Origin of the sequence: Labilibaculum sp. K2S, assembly GCF_030372765.1 — a bacterium.
In the GTDB taxonomy this organism is placed as follows: Bacteria; Bacteroidota; Bacteroidia; order Bacteroidales; family Marinifilaceae; genus Labilibaculum.
On the sequence record NZ_JAUCMW010000014.1, the window covers coordinates 49666 to 71535 of the forward strand.

At 35.4% G+C, this 21870-nt stretch carries 18 protein-coding genes; 9 read left to right on the plus strand and 9 right to left on the minus strand.

Features of this window, described 5'->3' with window-relative positions:
* Nucleotides 1-82 precede the first annotated feature (82 nt).
* Together QUH73_RS14825 and QUH73_RS14830 are read left to right on the plus strand one after the other, a co-directional pair.
* Nucleotides 83-361, plus strand: coding sequence for a helix-turn-helix domain-containing protein (locus tag QUH73_RS14825; RefSeq protein ID WP_124993416.1), 279 nt, complete (start codon nt 83-85; stop codon nt 359-361).
* Nucleotides 362-364: 3 nt separating this feature from the next.
* On the plus strand, nt 365-1603 hold the full coding sequence (locus QUH73_RS14830; RefSeq protein ID WP_289531221.1) for a type II toxin-antitoxin system HipA family toxin: 1239 nt from the start codon (nt 365-367) through the stop codon (nt 1601-1603).
* Nucleotides 1604-1849: 246 nt separating this feature from the next.
* Here the strand turns inward: QUH73_RS14830 and QUH73_RS14835 are convergent, their stop codons facing one another.
* The 9 genes from QUH73_RS14835 to QUH73_RS14875 form a co-directional block, all read right to left on the minus strand.
* Nucleotides 1850-2107 (minus strand): hypothetical protein, encoded by a 258-nt coding sequence (locus QUH73_RS14835; RefSeq protein WP_289531222.1) that lies wholly within the window; start codon nt 2105-2107, stop codon nt 1850-1852.
* A gap of 43 nt (nt 2108-2150) precedes the next feature.
* Entirely contained in the window at nt 2151-3410 is a 1260-nt protein-coding gene (locus QUH73_RS14840; protein ID WP_289531223.1) for a clostripain-related cysteine peptidase, read from the minus strand.
* A gap of 7 nt (nt 3411-3417) precedes the next feature.
* A complete protein-coding gene (locus QUH73_RS14845; RefSeq protein ID WP_289531224.1) occupies nt 3418-4020 on the minus strand; it encodes a hypothetical protein in 603 nt (200 codons plus the stop codon).
* 59 nt (nt 4021-4079) lie between these two features.
* Nucleotides 4080-4637 (minus strand): hypothetical protein, encoded by a 558-nt coding sequence (locus QUH73_RS14850; protein WP_289531225.1) that lies wholly within the window; start codon nt 4635-4637, stop codon nt 4080-4082.
* A gap of 228 nt (nt 4638-4865) precedes the next feature.
* Entirely contained in the window at nt 4866-5444 is a 579-nt protein-coding gene (locus QUH73_RS14855) for a hypothetical protein (protein ID WP_289531226.1), read from the minus strand.
* A gap of 59 nt (nt 5445-5503) precedes the next feature.
* Entirely contained in the window at nt 5504-6085 is a 582-nt protein-coding gene (locus QUH73_RS14860; protein ID WP_289531227.1) for a hypothetical protein, read from the minus strand.
* 56 nt (nt 6086-6141) lie between these two features.
* Entirely contained in the window at nt 6142-7581 is a 1440-nt protein-coding gene (locus QUH73_RS14865; RefSeq protein WP_289531228.1) for a hypothetical protein, read from the minus strand.
* Between the two features lie 63 nt (nt 7582-7644).
* Complete coding sequence (locus QUH73_RS14870; RefSeq protein ID WP_289531229.1) at nt 7645-8319, minus strand: hypothetical protein; 675 nt, start codon at nt 8317-8319, stop codon at nt 7645-7647.
* Between the two features lie 41 nt (nt 8320-8360).
* Nucleotides 8361-9314 carry a hypothetical protein gene (locus QUH73_RS14875; protein ID WP_289531230.1) on the minus strand — a complete coding sequence of 318 codons (954 nt, stop codon included), beginning with the start codon at nt 9312-9314 and terminating at the stop codon, nt 8361-8363.
* 326 nt (nt 9315-9640) lie between these two features.
* Here QUH73_RS14875 and QUH73_RS14880 point away from each other — a divergent pair, with 326 nt between their 5' ends.
* From QUH73_RS14880 to QUH73_RS14910, 7 genes are all read left to right on the plus strand, one after another.
* The gene (locus QUH73_RS14880; RefSeq protein ID WP_289531231.1) at nt 9641-9889 is read left to right on the plus strand and encodes a hypothetical protein; all 249 of its coding nucleotides are present in this window, start codon (nt 9641-9643) and stop codon (nt 9887-9889) included.
* Between the two features lie 237 nt (nt 9890-10126).
* Entirely contained in the window at nt 10127-11173 is a 1047-nt protein-coding gene (locus tag QUH73_RS14885) for a glycoside hydrolase family 130 protein (RefSeq protein WP_289531232.1), read from the plus strand.
* 3 nt (nt 11174-11176) lie between these two features.
* A complete protein-coding gene (locus tag QUH73_RS14890) occupies nt 11177-12505 on the plus strand; it encodes an MFS transporter (RefSeq protein ID WP_289531233.1) in 1329 nt (442 codons plus the stop codon).
* 167 nt (nt 12506-12672) lie between these two features.
* Nucleotides 12673-14388, plus strand: a complete 1716-nt coding sequence (locus QUH73_RS14895; protein ID WP_289531234.1) for a hypothetical protein — start codon at nt 12673-12675, stop codon at nt 14386-14388.
* Nucleotides 14389-14635: 247 nt separating this feature from the next.
* Nucleotides 14636-17695, plus strand: a complete 3060-nt coding sequence (locus tag QUH73_RS14900; protein ID WP_289531235.1) for a SusC/RagA family TonB-linked outer membrane protein — start codon at nt 14636-14638, stop codon at nt 17693-17695.
* A gap of 18 nt (nt 17696-17713) precedes the next feature.
* Nucleotides 17714-19186 carry a RagB/SusD family nutrient uptake outer membrane protein gene (locus QUH73_RS14905; protein ID WP_289531236.1) on the plus strand — a complete coding sequence of 491 codons (1473 nt, stop codon included), beginning with the start codon at nt 17714-17716 and terminating at the stop codon, nt 19184-19186.
* Nucleotides 19187-19377: 191 nt separating this feature from the next.
* Nucleotides 19378-21837 (plus strand): hypothetical protein, encoded by a 2460-nt coding sequence (locus tag QUH73_RS14910; protein ID WP_289531237.1) that lies wholly within the window; start codon nt 19378-19380, stop codon nt 21835-21837.
* Nucleotides 21838-21870: the final 33 nt, after the last annotated feature.

The following is a 21870-nucleotide window of genomic DNA, read 5'->3' on the forward strand; positions in this document are numbered from 1 at the left end:
TTTCTACATCCAATTAAGTTGTGGATTAATATATTAGCTATTTATGCTTAAAATGTGTATTTTTAGCTAAAATATTAACTATATGTATTCACTCTCAACAACACCATCAGACATTAGCAGAGCCTTGGCAGAACGCCATAAGATTTTGCGCAAACATTTAAAACTTTCTCAGATTGAGATGGCTGAACGTTCAGGAGTGTCATTAGGAAGCCTGAAGCGTTTTGAAAACACTGGGAAAATTTCATTGGAATCACTTTTAAAATTGGCTCATCTAATGAATCGTCTTCAAGATTTTGAAAATGTGTTTCAAGCTCAGGAAGATCAATCAGGTATTGAGAATTTATTTACTTCAAAAGTTTAGACAATGGAAGAGACAAGAAACATATTGGTCTCTCTTAAGTTGGAAGAGAAAACTTATGAGGTGGGAGAGCTGGTTGTGAATAACAGACAGATTTATTTTCGATATCATCAGGAGTTTTTAAAGACAGGATTAAATATTTCACCTCTAAAACTTCCATTTACTGGAGAAATAAGCAATGCTGAAAAAGAACCATTTGAAGGGCTTTACGGAGTTTTTAACGATTCATTACCAGATGGTTGGGGCAGATTGCTCTTAGATCGAAGTTTAAGTTCCAAGGAAATTGATATTTATGGATTAACACCTTTGGATCGATTGGCTTATGTGGGCAAGACCGGATTGGGAGCTTTGTGTTATCAGCCACAACAGGAAGGTAAACGTGATTTTGATAAGCAATTGGAATTGGATACAATTGCTCAGGAGATGAAGCATGTTCTAAAAGGGGAGAGTACAGAGATGATAGAAGAGCTTTTCACTTTGGGAGGATCTTCAGGTGGAGCCCGTCCTAAAATTTTAGTAGGCTTCAATAAACAAAACAACGAACTGGTTCATGGATATGATCAAATGCAGGATGGTTTTGAAGAATGGTTGATTAAATTCCCATCATCTCAGGATAATCAGGAAATTGCCAAAATTGAATATGCTTACTATCAAATGGCTCTGAAAGCAGGAATAGAAATGAGTGAATGTCAATTGTTTCATGGCAAAACAGACCAAACTTACTTTGGTACCAGGCGTTTCGACAGAACAAAAACGGGCAGACTTCATGTGCATACTGCCAGTGGTTTAATGCACGATAATTTTAGAATGAGCACAATGGATTACGGTCATTTGATGGATTGTGCATTTCGACTCGAAAAGCATGTAAATGCCTATGAAAAAGTTCTTCGGCTTGCTGTATTTAATGTGTTTGCCCACAACCGGGATGATCACAGTAAAAACTTCTCCTTTTTAATGGATGGCAAAGGAAACTGGAAAATGGCACCTGCCTACGATCTTACATTCTCTACTTCGGCTTATGGCATACACAGTACCCTGGTGGCAGGAGAGAGCAGGAATCCCGGTGAAAAGCACTTGCTGAAATTGGCAGATCATTTTGGAATTAAGAAACCTGAATTAATAATTGAGAGGGTAAAAGAAGCCCTTTCGAAGTGGAAGTATATAGCTCAGGATTGTGGCATCTCAAAACCGGTAATTTCAGAAATTGAAAAGACTTTTAACAAGCTGAATACACTTGGGAATTAATTTATTTTGAAAGAAAACTATTGCAATTGAAAATTATGAAGGTTTAGGTTTGAGCCGTAGTTTAAATGTGTTTGATCATAGCTAAAATTGGGGAACGTTTGAGAGTATTAAAATTCCAATAGAGAATTGCTGGATAAGCTCAAAAGTGAACTTTTTGATTCTTTTTAAGAGTCCATTAGAGGTGTTTTGTAATTGGGATTGTATTTTGAGCGACTTGAGATGTATGTGGCTACGAAGTAATGATTTTTATCTTTCATCATTATTAATGGATATTAAACCATTGTTGTCAATATTAATAATCAAGTTTTCATGTACCCCTTTACTATCCACATTTGCAGAATAGAACAATCCAGATTCTGTAATATACGTTATTGGAAATAGTCCTTTTTTTAAAAGAATTGGTGTGCTGAATGAATTGATATCTAAGGAACCTAAATCAATTAAATTTAATTTTACAGAATCTATTTGCTCAAAATATCCATTGTAAACTGATATTTTATACATTTCAGGTTCAATTGATTCTTTTTTACAGCATACTAATGTTAGGCTAAAAAGAATTAAAAATAGACTCACGTTGACTTTCTTCATACCATTTTAATTGTTTATAATATGCATTAATATTTATTCGTGTATCATAATCTTGTGGTAAATACATTGAAACTCCGTTGCAATTCTCTAAAGACAAAATTCCAATCATAAACGGTGTGTGCTCAGAATATATAATAGTATTTTTCCAAATGTTTTTAAAATCATTCAATAGTGCAGTGTCTTCTTTATAAATACAAACCCGCTCAACAAAATCATACATGTCAAATAAAAATTCGGACTTCAATCTATCATATTGTTGAATATTTCCTTTAAAATAGGGGACATCTTCGTTCGTAATATTGGTATTTAAAAGTATTTCTGATAAATTATGTTTAAAAAAAGATGCTAGCTCTTGTAAGTTTTGTGTTTTGACAACTGAAACAGAGGAGGAGCTTAAAATTCCTTTCTGATTCTCATAATATTCATGCTTTTTTGAAGCGACTAGTGTTGCATCAAAATTATTGGAAAATAATTCTGGAATAATTTGATGATATGGAAAACCTGCAGAAAGAATTTCAGTTGGCGAACTAATAATATAATTACATACGTCTTTTAACTCATAAACTACTTCTATTGATCCCATAAAACAGGCATCAAACATTATAAAATCGAATGAATAAGGATTCAAAACATTCGCCATCTCAATCACATCCATTTCTTTATAAGCTGAAGAATTGGCAATCTCTTGATCAAGACCAAAAGATTTTAATCTGCTATTTTTCACGGCAGTAGTGTCAAGTATTTTATCCCTGTCGGAATACAAGGATACCTCCGGAGGTAACCAAGCATTACCATGCGACCACAATACCAAACCTTTCGATTGATATGGTACATCTGTTAATTCTTCTATATCCTTCAACACCTGGCTTAATGTTTGAGGATCAGCAGTATTTTGCTCCGGATAAGTCCTGATTATTGTAGAAACTACCTGCTGAGTAGTGTCGGCAACAATGCGCATAAGATAAGGGTGAGATGGAGAACCATTCTCCCCCCTGTCAATAAAAACGAGAATTTCCCCTTTTTCATTGCCACTGTTAGCCATTCCACGTTCCATTTCATTTATATCGTTTATGGCAAAATAATCAAGATTATTGTCCGCAATCATATAAACTAAAACCTGCCGTCCCTTTAACGATATAGGTTCCTGATATTTTCTCTCGCAAGAGAAAAATGTCGATATGACTACAAAGAAAAAAGTGCCATAATAGTTTAGTTTCATCATTTGGCTATTTACTTGTTATTGTAACAGTTTGGGTTGAATCTTGTAAAATACTACCGTCTTCAAATTTCAATTCAACATAGAATTTCCCTTCAAAATCATCAATTGGAGATTCTTTAAGTGTAAGATGCCCTTTACATAAATCCCATCTACCAGCTTTCGATTCATGAGTCCAATAGATCATCGTATTTAATAACTCTTCCAATCTAGCCCCAACTTCAGTCTCACAATTCCAAGCAGAGAACAGGTTATATAATTCTGTACCTAAAGGGTAAGTTTCATTGTAATCGTTATTACTCCAAATTTGTATGTTTTCAATTTCTGGTGATACCCTCACTCCATCATAAGTAGCATATGCATTATTAGTTATGCTTAAAAGTGCTGCTATTGACTTTGTTTCTGTTTTTGTTTCGAAATCAAAATTAATTGTAAACTTATCCCAATCGATTGCTTTGTTTGATTGTATGTCAGAGTATTCATATGGGTCTGATTTTGTAATCACTACTCCATTTATTTTAAAAGATTTTACACTTACATCTGTATCAACAGGGTTTGGACATGCTGTAAGTCCGAATATAAAAATCAACAACAAAAAATATTTTATTTTCATAATGGAAAGATTAAAGCAGAACTGATATTCAATCAGTTCTGCTGTTTGTTTTCATTTTGCTATTTACTTGTTATTGTAACAGTTTGGGTTGAATCTTGTAAAATACTACCATCTTCAAATTCCAATTTGATATGAAATTTCCCGACAATATCATCAGTAAAATTTTGTTTTAATTTGAGGTAATTTCGAATGTCGTTTTGCTCAAATGTAGAAGAAGCCGCACTATTAAGGCACCAAATCATGTCTGCAGAACATTCTTCGTTGTAACTAAATAATGCAAAAGAACTTGTGGTAAGCATCTCTACTCCATTGTTGTTTTTATGGTGAATAGTGATGTTATTTATCTGTGGTGTAGCTACAGGATAAGTGTGATGTGTAGCAAAAACTGCATTTCCCAAATGAACAAAATTAGAAGCTAATAATTCTTCTGTTTCAAAATTTAAACGAATAGCAAAACGATCCCATTTTATAGATTCATCTTCTTTTAATAAGGTTCCACTTTCTGCCTCCACAATTTCTACCTTAAAATCATTAACTTTGAATGAAACGCCATCAGGCGTAGGACATGCAGTAAGACCAAACGTAAAAATTAACAACAAAAAATATTTTAATTTCATAATAGAAAGATTAAAGCAGAACTGATATTCAATCAGTTCTGAGAGTTATTTTTATTTAATCGTAAACTTTTACAAATACCATAAACCAACTTGACCGGTGATAGTGGTTATTTTTTGGAATATTTAACGCTCCATTATCCTGACAGGCAAAGTAATAATTTCGCCAAAATACACTACCTGAACAATAGTAAACATTTATACCTTTTTGTATGCTGTTTTTTTTACTATTTAATTTTTTAATATCGTAATAACTTGTGTTGAATCTTTCAGAATCTGCCCATTTTCAAGTCCTATGTCTATGTAAAATTTGCCCGTAAAATTTTCACTTGGAGCTTCATTAAGCTTCAAGTAGTTTTTACTAACCTGATTATCTTTCAGTATCCATTGCTCTTCAAAATTGACTATTGCCATTATGCCTAAACATTGAATAGTTTCCGAATAGAACTGTTTGTATCGATATGTAGAAAATATGTTTGACAAATCATCCTTTTCCATTGCATTTCCACTTTTTACTGCAAGGCTAATAATTGGAGAGTTAGCAATAAATCCTCGGGAACGTGCCGCAAATAAAACATTCCCACCCCCTTGATAATTACTAACTAATTCCAATTCCTGAGTAGTTTTAAAATTAAGTAATATGGCAAACTCATCCCATTTTATTGAATCATCTTCACTTAAAACTTCACAACTCTCAGCAATAACAGACTGAACACTAAAATAATCAATAGTAAAAAACTCATCGCTTTCACCTGGGCAAGCGACAAGACCAAACGTAAAAATCAACAACAAAAAGTATTTTAATTTCATAATGGAAAGATTATAGCAGAACTGATATTCGATCAGTTCTGCTGTTTGTTTTCATTTGGCTATTTACTTGTTATTGTAACAGTTTGGGTTGAATCTTGTAAAATACTACCATCTTCAAATTCCAACGAAATATAAAACTTACCGGTAAAGTCGCTATTGGGGGATTGAGTTAGTCTAAAATATCCCCCGTGATAAAACTCGTCATTATTAGAATTGCTATACGAAGAGGAAGCCATAAATTCGCAAGCTTCAGTTAAAGATATAGATCTTTCTAAGCCAGCTACTTTTGGTATTAGTATCTCGTCAAGATTGCTCCTTTGTAAAATATCGTTATACTTAGAACTCGCTTGAATTGTAGCTTTAAGAATTTTATTTCTTAACTCTGGTTCAGCAGAACGTGCAGCATAACATGTTTTTCCCAAACCTACAGAATGGAGAGCATAAACTTCTTTTGTTTTAAAGGATAACTGAATTGCAAAATCTTCCCACTTTATGGATTTTTTTTCTGACAGTTCATACATACCATTAATTGTTGTAATTTCTGCTTTAAAAGAGTTGATTTCAAATCTATCTGATTCAGGTATTGGACATCCCACCAAGCTGAACATTAATAGTATTAAAAAAAGGCTTTTCATTTTCATAATTAAAATGATTAAAGCAGAACTGATATTCGATCAGTTCTGCGGTTTGTTTTTAATTAATCATAAACTTTTACAAATACCATAAACCAGCTTGACCGGTGATAGTGGTTATTTTTTGGAATATTTAACGCTCCATTATCCTGACAGGCAAAGTAATAATTTCGCCAAAATACACTACCTGTCCGGTAACAACCATAAGCCACTTTCCAATGCATACTTTTACCAGAAGTAGTTAGTATTACAATAGGGTTCTTTTTATATCTGATATGGTCGAGTGCATTCCAGCGCCCAGTTGAATAATACGGGTTTACCCAAATAGAACTGGTTGCTTTTCGCATCGAAACACACATTTCCACGGGAAACATTGGTTTCGATCCAGCCAACCGAGCTGTCCATCCAACCAGCCCCATGGTGCTTGCCCAGCTTTCAAAATGATTGTATTTGCTTCCTCCTTTTTTAACATGATAAATCCAATCCATAGCCCAGGGACCACACCATTCGCTGTACCCTTTTACTGGATTGTATTCACCTTCATTAGTATAGTTGTCTTTATATTCAGCCAGCTCATATTCAGATGTGGTTTTGTCATTAAAAATGTTTTTAAACTTTCGCCATGTTCTGCTAAACCATGATTTGCTGGATATGTTGGTTATTTCATCATCGGTTAAAACAGCAAAAGAGTCGGTGTATTGCTCCATTACTTCCCAGTAAGCATCTCGCTGATCATGTTCATTTTGCATAGTAACTTTTAACGAATCTGCTTGTTGCTGAATGCTTGTGGTTTCTTGAGTAATACTATCTCTTAATTGAAGATTAGAAATTGTGTCTGTTGAAAAATTAAAATCTTGTGCTTGATTTTTCAATACATTAACAACTTCATCCAGTATTTCTTCATCTGAGAGTTCTTTCATACCTTCTACACTTTCGCCTGTTTCGGGGTCAATAACTGTAGCCGGAGCATCTCCCGATTTACCTACAATTCCCATATACATATTACCTGTCCAGTCAGCAATTAGTTTCATGCCGGCATCTGATTTTGCGTATAGTTCATCGTAGTTTCTTACAGTACCCCGAACTTCCTGAAGTACTGTAGGTGCTTTTTTCCTTGCAAATACAGTAACAGAACCAACTTCTTTACTTTCAGCATCTTTGTAAAAGAATTCATAATATTTTGGCTTTGAGTCGAATCCATAAATAACTACTGGTTGTTTCGACAATACATGACCTTCCCATTGCATCTTTTTAAGCAGTCCTGTACCATCAGCTTCAAGCATCGCAATATTACGAGCTAATTTGTAGTTAATTATTTCTTTGTCATCATCAAATTTTGATAATGTAGTACTATCTGAGTAAGGGATATTCAGAAAACCATCCTCATTTATTTTTTCTATTGATTGATTAGTTACTTCTGCTTCTTCCAATGATTCAGTCTGACAACTCATCAGGAATACACTAAATAGAAATGCAGTAATGAATATGAATTTTTTATTTTGCATTTTGTATTGAATTTACCGGGAGTAGCAACTCCCTATTTAATATTGTTTTAAAATGGATGCTTTTTAAAATAAATATCGTAATGTCAATCCTCCCATTGCACTTACATTACTTAGATTAAAATCATCTGAATCAATCAACATATTATTGAATCTCCAAGTACCATCCATAGAAAATTTATAAGACACTTCGGTATTGATAAATAGTTGTAGTCTATCTTTTTCCCATGTTTTTACCCTAAAGTAAAATTTTCCTCCTGTGGTAATATTTGATTCATTTGCGACGATGGAAAGTGAGGTTGGGGTAACTCCATCCTGAAACTTGTAATCGAGAAATATTTCAGCATCTTCTGTTCCAACAGTTATATACGGAGAAAAAGTGAACCAATCAGCGTTAATTAAATCGTACGATAATCCTAATTCATAAGTTTCTGAGGAGCCGTCATAATAGTGTTTGTCTGAGTTTGGGGAGGTTTTAATATTATAAGAATAGCCACCTATAATAAAGCCCCATTTATTCATTTTAAAAGTAAAATTTCCACCTCCTGTTTGTAGTATATCCATGTCTTTTGTCAATGATGGGTGCCCCATATCATTTAATTTTTTATCAACATCATCCAGTGAAGTATACCAACCAACACCCGTGCTTGCGGAGAATTCAATTGCATATTTTTCATTTTGTTGTGCTGTTACCGTAACTGATATAATGGACAGCAGTAATAATAAATAATAATGTTTCATAACTAAAAAAAATAAATTGTTTATTGTAAACTTAAATAATCCTAATAACTAAACTTACCTGAACAAGGCATATCTTCATAATCTCTCATCATACATTTGAAATCAAAAGATTTACATTTTAAACCATTGCGGATGCCCCCATAGAATCCTTTAACAGAACCAGCAACAGCACAACCAAAACCTGAAAAAGCCTTTCCTAAATAACCATTGTCATTATTTATAGCACCATTAATCCCTGCGAAAATTGCAAAACCTACAGTGCGCGTAACTGTTACAGCTGATACAAATGCTACTCTTACAACAGCTTTAGCTACTTTTGTCACTCCTTTCCATATTTTCTTAAAGAATCCTTTTGTGGTGATGTTTTGATCGATATTTTTAGTTAGTTCATCAAGTGATGCGACAAAACATTTGCCCATAGTTGTACTTGATAAAAGAGCTGTTTTTTCCCAATCTACTAGAATTTGATTATTGATTATAGAGTACTGAATTGAATCTATTTGTGATATCAAATCTTTTATTACAACTTCTTTGTCCCACCCATTTTCATTTTCTTCACTTTCAAAGACAGAAAACAAAGATGTAATTTGTTCATTATAATACATCATTTCTTCACTCATTAGGTTTAATGTTTCTTCGATTTCTTGTTCTGACAAATAAGAATTTTCATCAGACACAGAGCCACTTTTAAGTTCTGATTGATCTATTCCTAGATAATCTAAAGTTAATTGTTCAGCCATAGCATAATCAATTTCTTTTCTTATACTTTTAACCCCATTTTCTGTTGTTTCTACTTCAACTAATGGGGCATTAATTAAACCATAATTGATAGCATCAACAGTTTGTATGGTTTGCTCCAGATAACCTTGTGGCAGGTATTTACTTACTTCTTCTTTTGAAGCGATATTAGCCTCTTTTTTATCACACGCAAAAAATACAACACTGGAAATTGACAGAACAACTATTGTCATTACTTTTAAAAAGGTACTTTTCATAAAATCATTATTTAAAATTAATATCTAATCTACCTCTTAATTCTGAAAAAAGCGAAAAGGTAACCCCAAAAAACACTCTTTGTTCTTAACATACAAATAGCCATATATGAAATGCATTTTTTGGACACAGACAACATGTGTAACTTGATTTATTTTGAAGAAATAAGGGGGATATTCTTTTTTTGTTACAAAAAATTGTTAGATTTTGTCAAAATTGGGTAAGTGTAAAGAACATCACGACTCACAGAATAAATTTCCAACAGGGCAACATTTATCGTCTGAAACCCTCGCCAAGGCTAGGTGATTATGGCGCAGGAAGGGGTGAAATGCTGCAGGAAGTAGGGTTTGCCCCACAGAATTGGATATTTTGCACAGGACGTATTGAATTGTCCGCAGAACGTATTGCAAACCCACAAATTTTACTGATTGTGCCACAGGACAATCAATTTTTGCCACAGGGAAGCTATTTCAGGCAAAGGAGTGCATTGAATGGTGAAAAGTCAATCAACATTTCAGGGACTCAGGTCTCAATTGCCCGAAGTTTAAAATATCAGTTGGCTCAATTACAAATATAAATAACCAGGCAATTACACATCTTCGTTTTCCTCTGATGGCATTAATAATCTGTTTCTCAGAAATTAAATTGTTGGCAAAAGCTGCTAACCGGCAATAGTGCGTACACAATAGTTTCAATTCTGTATGGTATACTTCCAATACGCTTAATTTAAGCACATAACACACAGAAATGGCAGTATAGTTAACCTGGGAAAGTGAAAAATGGTCGTTCTTTACTGCAGAAAAAGAATAGAACTATGGATATCGCAAAGAGATTTGAGCAAAACCCCTTGCTCGCACCAAAAGACATCATGCCAAGTATGGTAGGGATGGAAATTGAATGCTTGTTAAACCCTGGCGTGTTTTGCTGCAATAATAAAACCTGGTTATTGCTTCGGGTGGCAGAACGCCCTAAACAAGAGGAGGGGAAAGTTAGCTTTCCTGTTTATAATAAAGAGGGAGTCATCGAAATTTTAAGCTTCGACGAAAACGATGCCGATTTGGATTTGTCCGATCCCAGGATCGTGATTTATAAAGGGGATTATTACTTAACCACTCTTTCTCATCTTCGGTTGGTTTGCAGTGATGACCAGATTACTTTTGCAGAACCTGAAGGTTACGCTCCAATTATGGGAGTGGGACCGCAGGAAACTTTCGGAATAGAAGATTGCAGGGTTGCAACAACGGATGATGGATATCATCTGACCTATACAAAGGTTTCTGCCAATGGGGTTGGAGTTGGATATATTCATACCCGGGACTGGAAACAGTTTGATCGACGCGGAATGATTTTCCCACCACACAATAAGGATTGTGCAATTTTCGAAGAACAGATTAATGGTAAATATTATGCACTTCACCGTCCGAGTAGTCCCGAATTGGGCGGGAATTACATTTGGATTGCAGAATCGCCCGATCGTATTCATTGGGGAAACCATCAATTGCTGGCAAAAACACGTGCCGGAAAATGGGACAGTGCCAGACTTGGTGCCGGGGCAGCGCCTATAAGAACCGAAAAGGGTTGGTTGGAAATATATCACGGAGCAACAAAGGAACACAGGTATTGTTTGGGTGCTTTACTATTGGATTTAAATGATCCTTCGATAGTACTTGCCCGAAGCGAGGAACCTATTATGGAACCCATTATGGAATATGAGAAAACCGGATTTTTTGGCAATGTGGTTTTTACCAATGGGCATATCGTTAGCGACGATACGATTACAATTTACTACGGAGCTTCGGATGAAGTGATTTGTGGGGCCGAATTCTCTATCAGTGAAATTTTACAATCGTTAAACTATTAATTTATGGCTGCAGTTACCAAAATAGTGAAAAAAATACTTTCAGAGTACTATTTTTTCCTCAGTAATCCACGCGATATGCGGGTTTTGTTGATTACCAACATGATTTATGCCTTCGTGCTTCCGGTGGTCGATATTTTTGTGAGCGCCTATATCATGCGTTTTACGAATAATGATTTTACATTGGTAGCCTATTATCAGCTGGCTATTTATACAGGAATACCGCTAACCTTCTTTATCAATGGTTTTCTGCTGAAAAAAATAAAAATAGCCAATCTGTACAGTTTTGGAATGCTTTTAAGTGGTATATCCATGCTGTTTATGATGACGCTTGATCATCTCAATTTTGCCGGAGTTGTTTTTTCAGGACTAATCATGGGAGCATCCTTTGGTTTTTTCTGGGCCAACAGAGATTTTTTGGCTTTGGATACTACAAATGATAAAAACCGGAATTACTATTACGGACTGGAAACCTTCTTTTTTACAATAACATCAATAATAATTCCTTTAATTGTTGGATGGTTTATCATATCATCAAAAACATTGGGTTGGTTTGGCGAACACAGAGCTTATCAGATTATTACGCTTTGCGTATTTATTCTAACAATTATTTCATCCATTGTAATCCACAGGGAAAAATTTAAAAATCCGAAACAAAAGAAATTTCTGCATTTCCACTTCGACAGATTATGGCACAAAATGCTGTTCTTGGCCGGACTAAAAGGACTTGCACAAGGATATTTGGTGACCGCACCGGCTATTCTGATCATGTATTTAATTGGTGACGAAGGATCCCTGGGAACCATTCAGGCTATCAGCGGAATTGTTACGGCAATTGTATTGTATCTGTTGGGACGATTTTCTAAACCGGAACATCGCATTTACATATTTACAGTAGGTTTACTCATTTTTGTTGCCGGTACAATGGCCAATGCGATTATGTTTTCGGCAACAGGTGCAATGGTGTTTATGTTGGCGATGGTATTATTCAGACCTTTGCATGATATTGCCTATTTTCCGATTCAGATGAGAGTGATTGATGTGCTTTCCCGAAAGGAGAAACGAAACGAATTTGCTTACATCTTTAATCATGAATTTGGACTTTTTGTTGGGCGGGTGTTCGGATTAGTAATGTTTTTGCTGCTTACACACTACGTTTCGGAGGTGTTCGCGCTTAAGTATTCTTTACTGATCATTGCACTGCTGCAATTAATCTCTATTCCTGTTGCCAAAATGGTGATTAAATATACCAGTAAAGAAGAATTTAAATTAAATGAGCAGCATGTAAAATTAGAAGATGCAGATGATAAATTAGTTGTAAAACCTGCTGTTTAATTGTTTTACGGGCTTTGATATAAATTAATAAGTAAGGTCAATTCTGAAAATATAAAAAATCCAAATCCATTAACAGATGAAACGTCCATGTATTAAGCTTTCTACACACAGGTGGATGAGTGTAATTTGGGAGTTCCATGTGACAACTAAAAAATAAATTATAACACATGAATCGTAACTATTTATTTTGGCTACTATGTTGTTTCGTTCTTGTCTCGTGCACAACACAACCGCAAACAGCTGTAAAAGAGCTGAAGATTAGTCGTGTAGAAAGCATGCCTAATCAGCCGCAACCATATAAAATGCTGGATTGGCATGAAAAGGCAGTGAATTTCGACGAAGCAATATTCGATTTTGATGCCACAGGCGAATTCCGACCTTTTATTTGGTTGGATAATGCAAAAAGAAATCTTCCACAGACAACATTTGGTTTGTACACTGTTATAGGTGATGTGAGACAAGGACCAGATAAAAATAAGGGTGAATTTCACGAAGCAATCAATTCATTGGGCGCTTTGATGAGTGCCGGATTAGTGGGAATTGACAAGCGGGATCAGAAGGGATACAATTTTGTAAAAATGGTGCAGAACTATTTCAACACCGATAATGGTTGGAATATCATGATGAACAATACTTGTCCGGAAGTTGCACTTTTGGGTGGAGGATATGGTCGCGACTGGTGGTATGATGTTTTTCCAAATGTTCTGTATTATGCCGTTTCGGAATTACAGCCAAATGTAGAAGGAGCAGACGCGATTCAGAAAACCATTGCCGAGCAGTTCTTTAAGGCCGATTCTACCCTGAATGGCAATTACGATTATTCCTATTTCGACTATGCCGAGATGAAAGGGAAACGAAATCAGATTCCTTACCAGCAGGATGCTGCAGCAGGGCATGCTTATGTGCTTTACTCGGCTTATCAAAAATTTGGAGATCCCCGTTATCTGGAAGGTGCAAAATCGGCAATTGAGGCCTTGTTGAGCCAAAAAGAAAGTCGGTTTTATGAAGTGCTAATGCCTTTTGGAGCCTATGTGGCAGCCCGCTTAAATGCGGAACAGGGAACAAATTACGATGTTTCGAAAATACTTGATTGGACCTTTGAAGGATGCACTGCAAAAAATGGCCGCACTGGTTGGGGAATTATTGCAGATCGCTGGGGAGACTATGATGTTTCGGGCATACAGGGAAGCCTGACTCAGGATGGTGGCTACGGTTTTTTAATGAACACCTTCGACATGGCCTGGCCACTGATACCAATGGTTCGATACGATCAAGAATATGCCCGGTCCATTGGGAAATGGATGCTGAATGCAGCAAATTCCTCTCGTTTGTTCTATCCTTACGAAATTCCGGATGGAAATCAGTATTTGCCTGAAAATAAAAGCATAACCCGTAATGTAATCGCCTACGAGGGATTAAAGAAGGTTGATGCTTATAACACCGAGGAGTTTAAAGGAGTTTCGCCGGTTGCATTGGGCGATGGACCAAATTGGGTGGTTAGTCAGCCAAAACTATCCATGTTTAGTATTTACGGATCGGCACATGCCGGAATCTTTGGTTCTATTATCAGGAAAACAAATGTGGAGAAGATTCTGCAATTGGACTGTCTTGCGACTGATTTCTATAAAAAAGAATCCTATCCTACTTATTTATACTTCAATCCTTACGATGAGGTGAAGCAAATCGACTATTCTTCAGAACAAGGAGTTGATTTGTATGATATTGTTTCCGGGAGGCTTGTTGCGGAAAAGATTTTTGGCAAAGGAAGCTTTTCAATTGAAGGAAACAAAGCGATGGTAGTGGTTGAAATTCCTGCCGGATCAAAAGTAGAACGATCAAAAGAGAAAGTGACGGTAAATGGAATTGTCATATCATTTTATTAAGAAACACTGGTTTTTGAAATGGGTGGCTCTATTATTAAAATGACAAAATAAATATCTGGTTGAATTGGATTGTTTAAACGGTTCAATTCAGCTGGAAATAGTAAGATCTCAAGTGCTTCAGATATAGTATCATTTAATTAAACGATTACGGAAACGATAGCAATTTCTTCAAATAGGATCCTGAATGAATTGTTATTTATAGAAAAATTACGCTTTTAATTCACTGTTGTTAATTAAAATAAAATCTATGAAAACTATGTTTTTAAATTTAAAAAGAGGAATACTGGGCTTTGTATTTATCTTTTTGACAAGTGCTGTCTTTGGGCAGGTTCTTGTATCAGGAAAAGTTACCGACGTAAGTGGAGAATCATTACCAGGTGTTAGTGTTTTTGTAAAAGGCACAAGTGTTGGTTCCATTACAGATATTGATGGAGATTACAGTTTAGAAGTGCCTAAAAATGCACAAATCCTGGTTTTCTCTTTCATTGGAATGAAAAATCAGGAAGTTGAATTCACTGGGCAAACCAGTATCAATGTCATCTTACAGCAAGATATTACAGGTTTAGATGAGGTTGTTATTGTTGGTTATACAGCAAGAAAAAAATCTACATTAACAGGAGCCGTATCGGTTGTTAATCTTTCAGATATGGAGAAAACACGAGTACCGAATGTTTCTCAGGCCTTGCAAGGTCAAATAGCCGGAGTATTGGTAACATCAAGTACAGGAGCGCCGGGAGATCCTATTCAGATACGTATTCGTGGAGAAGGAACTATTGGAGATAACAATCCGTTGTATGTAGTAGATGGAATTCCTTCACGCGATATCACCTTTTTAAATCAGGCCGACGTTAAAACAATGACTGTTTTAAAGGATGCTGCTGCTGCAGCAATTTATGGTTCCAGAGCTTCCGGTGGTGTGGTATTAATTACCACTAAAAGTGGATCGATAGGGGAAACAAGTTTCGATGTAAATTATTACACAGGACTTCATAAGGCAGCCAACCTTCCTGATATGTTGAATGCGGATCAGTATATGAATACCCTCGAGAAAGCTTGGGACAATTCAGACAGAACAGGAGCAAACCCTTATACTGCAGATAAAGGCCGATCAGATTTTTCGGATACAGACTGGCTTGATGAGTTGTTTGAAACAGGAAGATCACAAAATTTGCAGGTAACAGCTAGCGGAGGGACTGAAAAGATGCAATATTTATTGTCTTTAGGTTATTATGGACAGGATGGAATTGTTGTATTCGACAATGATAAATACCAAAGATTAAACTACAGAACCAACCTTAATATTGATGTGTCGGATCGTATAAAAATTGGGACAAATCTGCAATTGTCCTATTCTACACAAGATAAAACAGCATCAAAAGGTGAAAGTCTAATTCGATATGCTTTATTAAGAGCACCTATTTTAGCCGTTCGTAAAGATGTGAATGACCCAACTTACTCCGAAAGAGATCCTTTTACCGATATGCCGTTTTTCACGCCAACAGGCTATGATCAGGGATTACAAAGATCGATGTATGAAATGGTAGGTAACCCTGTTGCCAAAGCCTATTTTACCGATGATAAGCGAAAGATTTATAAAACATTTGGAAATGTTTACGGTGAATTTGCCTTTTTGGGTGACAAAGAGCTGAAATTCAGAACCAATATCGGGGTAGATTTATCACTGTTTCACAACAAAGCTTTTAATGAGAATTATGGTGATGATGACGGCAGTGGAGCTGAAATTGATCAAGGATTGGGCAGACAGAACAAACCAAATAATTTGAGTGAAGAAAGAGGAGAAGCACGTACAATTACCTTTAATAATACATTAAATTACGCGAAAACTTTCAACGAAAAGCATGATTTTAGTGCAATGGTAGGTACCGAATATATTGAAAATTATGAATCATCAATAGGAGCCAGCAGAGCTCGTTTCCCTTTTACAACTGATGAATATCGGTATTTGGATTATGGAGGATCGGATCTTGATCTTTGGAATAGCGGATCTGCTTCAGAGTGGGCATTATTCTCTTTGTTTGGATCAACCTCTTATGCGTATGATGACAAATATATGGTAACTGCTAATCTGAGAGCTGATGCCTCATCAAGGTTTTCTGAAAGCAATCGTTGGGGGTATTTCCCTTCTGTTTCTGCCGGATGGACAATTTCCAAGGAAGATTTTATGAAGGATGTTGATTGGTTGTCTAACTTAAAATTAAGGGCAAGTTGGGGTAAATTAGGAAATCAGGAGATTGATAATTATGCGTATTTAACTCTGGTTAGTCAGGTAGATGGTATTGTTAAGACTAACCGTTTTGGTAATTCTGATTTGAAATGGGAGAGTTCTACTCAATCAAATATTGGTGTTGATGTTGGTTTGCTTACTAATAAACTGGTACTAACGGGAGAATATTTTGAAAAGAATACGACAGACATTTTATTGCCAATTGGATTACCATCTGTTGTTGGTGATGTATCTCCTACAATTGTAAATGCAGGCGAAGTAAGTAATAAAGGATTTGAATTCTCTATAGATTACCGCAATTCAAGCAAAGAATTCAAATACAATGTAAACGCGAACATTGCGACATTAACTAATAGGGTTGAAAAATTGCATCCAAACGTTCCCAATATCGTAACGGATGTAACAAAAACGGAAGTTGGACATGCATTAAATTCCTACTATGGATACAAAATGGTTGGAATTTATCAAAATCAGGCGGAAATAGACAGTCATCTGTTTACTGAAGGAAATGCAAAACCAGGAGACATCAAATTTAAGGATGTAAACGGTGATGGGAAAATTAGTGCAGATTATGACAGAGAATTTATTGGAAGTCCTATTCCCGAATTTACTTATGGTTTTTCATTCTCATCCACCTATAAAGGATTTGATTTTTCAATGCTTTTTCAGGGAGTAGCGGGTGTTGACAGATACAATCAAGGGAAACAAATTGTAGACTATGATACACGTCCGTTTAATTATACCACAGCGATATTAGGTGCATGGGATGGGGAAGGCAGCAGCAATAGCATACCAAGAGTTGCTTTTGAAGATAATGGAAGCAGTAAGGTATCCAGTATTTTTGTTGAAGACGCTTCCTATTTCCGACTAAAGAATATTGAAATTGGATACACAGTAACGGCACTAAAAGGAATTGATAATATACGCTTCTATGTATCCGGGCAAAATTTATTGACAATAACTGACTATACCGGTTTAGATCCGGAATCTACCGATCTAATGGATTTAGGAACTTATCCTCAATCAAAATCAGTTTTGTTTGGCGTAAATGTGAAGTTTTAATAGTAAAAAGTATAAATTATGAAATACATATATAGTATAATCATTATTTTCTTCTTTGCAGGTCTTACGAGTTGTACAGATGAATTAAGCAATGACCCAATTGGCCTTTTAACCAAAGATCAGGTCGATTCAGATCCTACAATTACTACAATTGAGTCTTCGGTAAGCTCTTCATACTTACCTCTTTCAAATACCTTGAATGGGATTATATCTGATTGGAGATGGGATCTGGGAACGGTATTTAGAAATGATATTGTTTTGCAGGATATTGCAGCTAATGATATGAATAAAAAATGGAATCCTGACGGAGACCAAGCTTGGATGGATGAACTGGCAAGTTTTACTTTTACACCCGAAAATCAGGCGTTTAACGGAATCTGGGTGTATGATTATGAAGGGATTAGTAGAGTAAACATAGCCATTAACTTTTTAACTGATACTGAGATTGTTCAGAAAACTGGAATTGATGATGCCCGTAAGAAACAATTATTAGCAGAAGCTTATTTTTTAAGAGCTTTCTACTATTTCGATTTGGTAAATAATTTTGGCGACGTGCCATTGGTGCTTAAGTCTCCGGATTCATTCGAGGAAGCCTTTGCTGTTTCAGTCAGAGCATCTGCAGATGAAGTCAGAACACAGATAAATTTAGATTTAACAGCAGCAAAAGCAATAGCACCAGATGCCAAATATCCTGATGTTGCCGAACCATGGAGAGCTTCAAAAGGAGCTGTTATTGCACTGCAGGCTAAAGCAGCCTTGTATAGTGAAGATTGGACTACAGTACTTAGTTTAATTACAGAATTGGACGCTCTTGGCTTTTACAGTTTGAATGCTAATTATTTCGATAGTTTTGATGCAAGTAAGGAATTTACGGAAGATGAAGTGATTTTTGCGTACGATCATCGTTCAGGTGAAACTCCTAATAATACGAATGGACTTGGCGATGTAATTGGGTGGGGATTCTTTTCTCCTACTGATGATTTTATAAGTGCTTTTGAAGCCAACGATCCAAGGTTGTTGTATACCATTGATGTTCCTAACAAGCGTGCATCAAAAATAGTAGGATCAACAACTGATCTAATTGATTATGGTAATAAAGTGTACATACGCTACGCTGATGTATTACTTTGGAAGGCAGAAGCTCTTAACGAAACAGGAGACTATCCTGGAGCTGTTGCAATCATTAACCAAATAAGATTAAGAGCCAGAACCAGCCCTACAGCTGATGGTTCGGTAGTACCTGCAGGAACGCTTGCAAACAGAGGAAATTCAACAAATCCGGCAGAAATAAAAGCTTGGTTAATGTCTGAAAGAAGAGTTGAATTGGGTTTTGAATCACAAAGATTTAATGACTTGAAAAGATGGGGAACAGCCAAAGCAGTATTAACGGCACTTGGAAGAAATTACCAGGATCACAATGCTCTTTATCCAATTCCTCAAAAAGATATTGATAAGTCTGGTGGATCAATTACACAAAATCAAGGTTATTAAAAGATCTTTTGTAATGGGAATATTGTTAAGTTAATTGATGTTTAAAGAGAAGTAGTTAGTTCTAAGACGCTGCTTCTCTTTTATTTTAATGCGTGATCCTTTATCAAGCATAAAATGGCTGTATTATCCAAGAAATGGGCATATTTACCTATAATAAATACCTAACATACAATTCGTTAAATAAACAATAAATGTTGAATAAAAATATAAAATTTACAATTCTCCTTTTGTTTTTTTTCATTGGAACAATTGGGTTTAGTCAAAATATCAATCTAAAAGTTGTTGGAAATACTGAACAAGGTTTTAGTGTAGATATCTACAATAACAATCAGTTGTTGATTCATAATTCAGAAGAATTTTCATTAAAAGCAGCAAATCTGGATTTGAGTGAGACAAGCGAAATTGCTGCATGGAAAGGAGCTGAATGGACAGGAAATGAAAATCTAATAAAATTATCAAAAGAGACCTATTTGTCAGATTTTGATTTGAACTTATTAATCACAGTTACCTATGAAGTTATCAATCAACATGTGGTTAAAAAAACGGTTGATTTATTTCAATCGGGGATTCCAACCTTATATTTTACAATTGAAGAAACTTCAAAACCAGCAGAAGAACCTTCAAAATATGTAACTTTTGAGCATGATGATTTCCCGGGAGGTTTTTCCCATGAAATGAATCCCTCAGCAGGTTTTGTGACTCCCAATAATTTATTGGTAGGGTTTTTAATGGATGCCGGGTATAAAAATCATTATACAAGAACAACCAGGCGTCGTTTTAACGGTCATGGTGGAGGATTTGTAGGAATGAGAAGACTTCCGGATCCAGCGTTGGTGGAAGTAGCAACATTGTCAGAAAGAGAAAATAATCAGCATTTTATCAAACAAACATTTGGTGAAATGTACAATTTAGATACCGGGAAAGAGACAATTTTAAAACTTGAGGATACTTATAAAAAAGTTGGTGTTGTCACTATTAATAAAACCCACGGTTTATTTACGCTTAGTGGTGAATCTTCGAATCGTTCCGGAATTGAATTAATAACACCCTTAACCGACCAAAAAATATTCACAATTTCTTTTCTTGCCAAAGGAAATTCTCCAATAGCCGTAAAGCTTTTTAGAAATAAGAATGGTATAAAAACAGTGGAATTGGAACATGGTATTAAATACATTGACCAATTTCCAATACATGAAAATGAATGGATCCTTTTTAAAGGAAGTATAATGGTTCCTTATATTGAGCATGATAGTGTTTCTATGTTTATTGGATCTCAATCCGGGGAAAAATATTCCATTCAAATTAAAGATTTGCAGATTGTAGAACATCAACCTTTACTACAACCCTACAATAAAATGAATATGGGAGAAAAGGTAACTAAAACCACCTATATTTTTGTTGAGCCTTGGGTAAATCATCACGATTTTGTAATCTCTTCACAATCCCGTTTCGCAGAAGGGAAAGGATTTAAAGGAACTCTGATAGAGAAGATGTTGTACTCAAATTTCAACATGTTAACATGGATTACTTCTATAAATGATTTTACACCATTGAATGTGCCTAATATGAATTATGCACCCGACATGTACAACAGAGATTCATATTTCTCAATAGTTTCAAGTTATAATAAAGAATTAAACCTTGAAATATTGGAGCAATGGGCAAAAACTCAAAACGAAAAAGGTGCCATAGCCACCATTATAACACCTTATATGGGCACTGTTGAGTTTAAAGATAACGAGGCAACTATTCAATTCTTAATTTGGGCAATGATGAACAAAAGACGTTTTGGAGTAAACCTTCCTAAAGAGAAAATTGATAAAGCAGTTTCTTATGTGTTAAATGAGTTTGATGAGAATAGAGATGGAATATGTGCTTCTCATTTTACCTTAAGTCAAGTTGATATTAATAAATACAATCCAAAAACAAGTGATTTAGCGGTAAATCAAGGAATGTTTGCTATTGCGCTTCGCACGATTAAAGAGTTGGGCTATGATATTTCAGATTCATATTTGGAAAAAGCTGAAAAAGCATATTTGGACTTTTATGATACAACAAGAAAGCATATGGTATTTGATAAAGAATATCCGGATATCATTACTTTCACCGACTTAGAACCGGAATTTTTTTCTTTGTGGTTGTTTAATAAACCCATGTTAACTGATGAGATGGTAATTAATCATCTTGAACAAATACCAATTCTTAATAAAGTTTCAAATTCACCTTATCCGGAATATGGAACAACAGCCCCGGTTTGTATCAGATTAACAAATGATGAAAAGGGATATGCTTATCTAACTTCGGATTATCAGCCATTTAGAGAATTTGGACTGTCTAATTATAAAAATGGAGCCAGAGATGGGATGTATTACAACGGAGGAAGTTGGATGCGTGCGGAATATTGTGGATATGTTGTAGGTTTAAGACACGGATGGAAAAAAGCAGAAGCACTTATGGAAAACAGAGCTTGGGCAGAAATCAATCTCAATCCGAAATGGCCTTATTCCAAAGAATTTATTCCAACAAAATGGGAGACAATAGATTCTTGGTGGCCATCAACCCGTGGATTATGCTGGAATGTTTTTATTCTTATGGCTAATGAGGTTGCCGGACTTAGAACTCCGGAAATGGATCCTGATTTTAAAAAATAGAGAATCTTTATCAATTATTATTCAAAATAATTA